At 35.6% G+C, this 4,795-nt stretch carries 2 protein-coding genes; both read right to left on the reverse strand.

Annotated elements, in window-relative coordinates:
• Positions 1-9: 9 nt before the first annotated feature.
• Positions 10-3,615, reverse strand: coding sequence for a S8 family serine peptidase (locus tag K0B81_09645; protein MBW6516855.1), 3,606 nt, complete (start codon positions 3,613-3,615; stop codon positions 10-12).
• Between the two features lie 941 nt (positions 3,616-4,556).
• Positions 4,557-4,795: T9SS type A sorting domain-containing protein (locus K0B81_09650; protein MBW6516856.1), on the reverse strand; the 239-nt coding region annotated here is incomplete at its 5' end.

Raw genomic sequence — 4,795 nt, forward strand, 5'->3', positions numbered from 1 at the left:
TTGTGACCATTATTTTAAAATGAGCATCTTTCTCACTTGTGAATGATTACCAGCTTCAAGCTTGTAGAAATAAATCCCCGATGCAACATTTCTACCATTTTTTGTATTTGGACTCCAAACAACCTGATGACTTCCTTCTTCCATTAAATCGGAAAAAATTGTTTCTACAAGCTGTCCTTTGATATTATAAACTGATATTTTTACATTAGAACTCTTCGGAATAGTAAAAGAAATAGTTACACCACCGCTTCTTGTGGGATTCCCCGGGTAAAAAGGATTTGGATACGATTGATTTAGGACGAAAAATCTATTCTCAGGCAGCTCTCCTTCCTCCGTTTCATTACCAAAACCAAAAAGGAAATTATCTAATAGAGAACTCTGAAGGTTGTGATATTCATGAATATTCCTAACAGCACACTCTTTGTACTTCAGAGACACACTACTACGTCCTGAGTCTTGAGATAATAGATAAGTATAAGCCAGATCGATCATGGCAAATACCGAATCTATTTGAGTATGAGGATTATCGATATAGTCTTCGAACCAAGATATAGCTGTATTATAGTCTTGGAGATAGATATCACAATAATTAGTAAGATAGAGAATAATGTTAGCGAAATCTGGTAAAGTACTCTCAAAATCCAAGTTTTGCAAGTAATTCTTAACTCCTGTGTAGTTATCGGTTAATTTTCCTATTCTAAAAACCAGATACTTAGCTGCAATCATTGCATATTCGTCACTACTGTAATCTTCTATCAGCTCCTTTAATAAAACTTCTGCTGTTGTGTAGTTTTCTTCCTCCATTTCACTCATCGCACTTAAAAAGATGATTTGTGCATCTGTCGCTTCGTTATCCTGACGAGTATGACTAGGTGTATAAAGAGGGGTAATAATGTAAGCTTCGGTAAGACAGGGAGGATTAAATCTATATTCAGGAGGTTCTATTGCTATACCGCCGTGACTTAAATAGCCCCAATAATTATTCCTCATATAAACTGTCTCTCGTTCACCTAAGCCATCTACTCCTTCTAATCTGAAAACTAAATACTGATTGGGTTCTCCATATGTGTAACTGTTATCATAGATCTCGTTGTAACCGTCATCAAATAGGAGAGTACTTGAATAGTCATAGTAGACTTCTTGATTTTCATTATTTCTCACTATCGAATCTTCAAGCCTGACAGAACTCTTGTTGAGAACCATTACACCCACTTTATTATCTCTGATTATGACGTTTTTGATATTTAATCCAGTGGAATTATACAGTAAGATACCAGGTAACACTGAGTTTTCAATCAAACTATCAGTGATTCTGAAACGTCTGCTTATGGGATGTGTGTTTGATATATTTATACCATTCCTGGAACTGTTTTGTATATTCACATTTTCTATCAGAATACTCTGATTTACTTCATTTAATTGTATTCCTGTACCACCGCTGTTTGATATGTTCATACCATTCAAATCAACATTGGTAGCTTGAGCGACTAAGACACTGTGCCCATAGCTGTTATCTATGGTTGATCCGGAAATGTCAAGATCTCCATCATATACATGAATTCCCGAATAATCGAATGTTGAATTTCGAATAGTTAAATCAACTTTCACAAATTTTAAAAGACAATTAGTTACAGTGAGATTCTCCAATAATTTTTCCTGACCGGAACCATAAACTACCAAAACATTATTTTCGTTTAAATAAGGGTTTTCTCCGTATCCAATAATAACAACATCATTACCTATAGTAATTTCTGAAAACTGATCGATAACTAATCTTGAATTCCCCTCGAAGATTATTTCCACACCGTCGCCAATAACAAGCTCAGATGAAGTAAAGGTTACGACAGCATCTTTCTCAATTCTAACAACACCGCTTTGAATATACATTGAAGAGTTTATCAATTCAAACTCTTTTCCGAGTAACATTGTCTCATTAGGATCGGTCTGTTCAAAATACTCAGTAAAATCTCCGTGAAGATAAAGTGCCGATAGAACATCAAGAGTCCCTGCACCCCAAAAGTGATCGGGTACATTCCAATTCGCAACGGGACTTCCAGGTTGACGATTAGCTTCAATTATTAAGTCAAGATTTTTAGCTCCAAGAGTAATCTGACGTTCAGTTTGAGCAGCAGTCATCCATGGGTAACGTGATCTTATCAATGCAGCTGCACCGGCTACCTGTGGACTGGCACCCGAAGTTGCTCCTGCAAAGGATAGTTGAAAGTTGTTAGTATTTTGATTTTTAGGACCGGTTGTCCAGATAAGGTGTCCAGGAGCGTTAATGCTCGATTTGAAATGTGCCTCAGATACATTTAAAGAATCCAAGTCTCCTGTCCAAGAGGAAACCACTGTCCAATGTGGGTCAAGAGCTCCTACACTCATGAATCCTTCATAATCGGAAGCTAGTGAGTATGGATAGAGGTCATTTGGTGATGATGGTCGCCAAGATGCACTATAGGCACGGGCTGAAGCCACAAATATGTCCAAACCACCTTGATCGGGATGACTTGTTAAATTGGTTAGAACCATATCCCAGGTAGTTTGAGTTCCACTGTGCGCATAAATAGTGTTTGACCAACTCATGTTCAGGACTTTTACATAATTTATATAAGGAGTGCCTAAAAAGTTAATAAGATGATTTAATCGGAATTCAATTGCGATATACTGTGATTCAGGCGCTATCCCAATAGCACTATTTAGACCCAAAGTTGTCTCAGGGGTATCGGTTAAAACGGCGCATATCACTCCAGTTATATGAGTTCCATGAGTGGAATATCCGTGATAGTGATTCGGATATCCTGTAAATAACCTTCCGGCAAGCCCGGGATGATCAATATTAACCTTTGCATCTGATACTAGTACAACTATATTGTCCCCTTTTGCATATTGCCATGCCTGGTAAGTATTGTTATACATTTCGGTATGATGCCACATCCCCAATGGAGCTCTGACTATCCAGTAATATTCCAGCGAAGGATCTGGGGGATCTACTACTTCAAAATGGACAGTTCCCGGAGGGCATAGTTTTTCCAAAAAAGATCTTCTCGTTGAATTTTGAATCCAAGTACCATCTTCTTCATACTGAAAGGTTTTATATATTTCTATCCAATCTGCACCATATCCATTGTCATGTACTAATCCCAAAGTATCTGTATAATGGCTGTAGGGTGGATTTGCCTGATCATAATAGAGAAATTCATGGGGAATATCTGCAGGATTAGAGGGACCATGTAATTCAATGTATACGAAATATTGGTTTTGTAATTTTTCATACTCATTGAAAATATCTAACGCTTCATGTATGGTTAAATCTTCAAGTATAATTGCAAGTAAATAATGGATATTAGCTGACCAATCGAAATGGAAGAACTCAAAGTCACTTATCTCATAATTATAACTAATATCATCAAATTCAGGAATTTCTACAAATAGAATACCGTCTTGAGTAGATGGTTGAATAGGCATGTTGAATTTTATAAACAATTCATAAGACTCTATATCAACTTCGCCGAATAAATTGTTAAATGAAAATGACAATGCAATAATCAAAAAGAAAGAAGATATTATTAATCTTCGTATTCCTTTATCTTCAAGGCTATTTATTAGGTTTTTCATTATAGCTCCTCCTAATTCTTTTTTCGTGGCTCATTATAACTTCATTTTTTTCTTGATTCCGATTATTAATTGATAGTATAAATTTTCTGATCTATAGTGAACATTTCGTATAACCTATTCATAATGAAGTTATCATAATGATTTTTTTGGTTCAAATTTATGCGTCTTTTCTGGTCTCTCTGCTGCGCTACAGAGAGACCCAGATGAATGCATTTAATACACATAGAAAGATCTGTTTTTATAGAAATAAAACCATGGTTAAAACAAAGTCGCCCTACTATCTCTAATGCGAGAAATAATCTATTAAGAGAATACGCCCATAAAAACTTTAGACATTTTATCATTCACCACTCCTTGAAAGAGAATGTTTGAAACTTAAAAATGATCTCGTTACTACTAATAACAGCAAATTCACATCCACTTGTATTTCAAGGAAACTCTTTTTATGAATCAATAATATTAGTGTTGACGAACTTGTCAATATATATCTTTATATTTTCCGATAGTTACAGTTATTTCTCTGATAACCACATTACGTAAAATATTATATTGTCTTAGTCCAATTTTTTATGACTATAATTGGTCTAATTATCTATGAGTTCCAATTTAACATTGATTATTTAGCTCTCCTCAATAGAATCAATAAAAGGTAGTATCCAATTATTATTAGAGTATGACATGAAGAAGGGCAAGCAGGAAATCACTTGCTTCAATAAGTATATTTTTTACATGAAGAACCCGGAATAAGATAGTAACTAACCATAGCAAAAGAGAGCCAACTAGATTTTTCGAACACTGATTCCGCTTTTGGTAATATTGTCTAATCTCTTTTTCATACAACCAATAAACCAAAAACCAGATTTTCCATCCTTCTTACTGAAACTTCCAACGGACTTGCTTTTACTCCCTTTGGTCAACTATTCACTAACAAGGCAACGGGCTTATTTCAACAGAATCATCTTCTTTGTAGAAGTATAATCTCCGCTCTTCATATTATAAAAGTACATTCCGCTTCCTGCTCTTGAGCCGCTCTCTGTCTTTCCGTCCCAGAGAACATTATGAACACCCTGTTCATAATAACCCTCTGTCAGAACTCGTACCATCTGACCTCTGACATTATAAACCGTTATCCTGACCTGAGCCGGTTTTACCAGAAAGAATTCAATATTAGTCTCCGGAT

The sequence above is a fragment of the Candidatus Cloacimonadota bacterium genome (assembly GCA_019429305.1).
Taxonomy (GTDB): Bacteria; Cloacimonadota; Cloacimonadia; order Cloacimonadales; family JAJBBL01; genus JAHYIR01.

Excerpts from the sequence above, each read along its gene's own strand:
- K0B81_09645 (MBW6516855.1), bottom strand. The coding sequence starts at position 3,615 with ATGAAAAACCTAATAAATAGCCTTGAAGATAAAGGAATACGAAGATTA.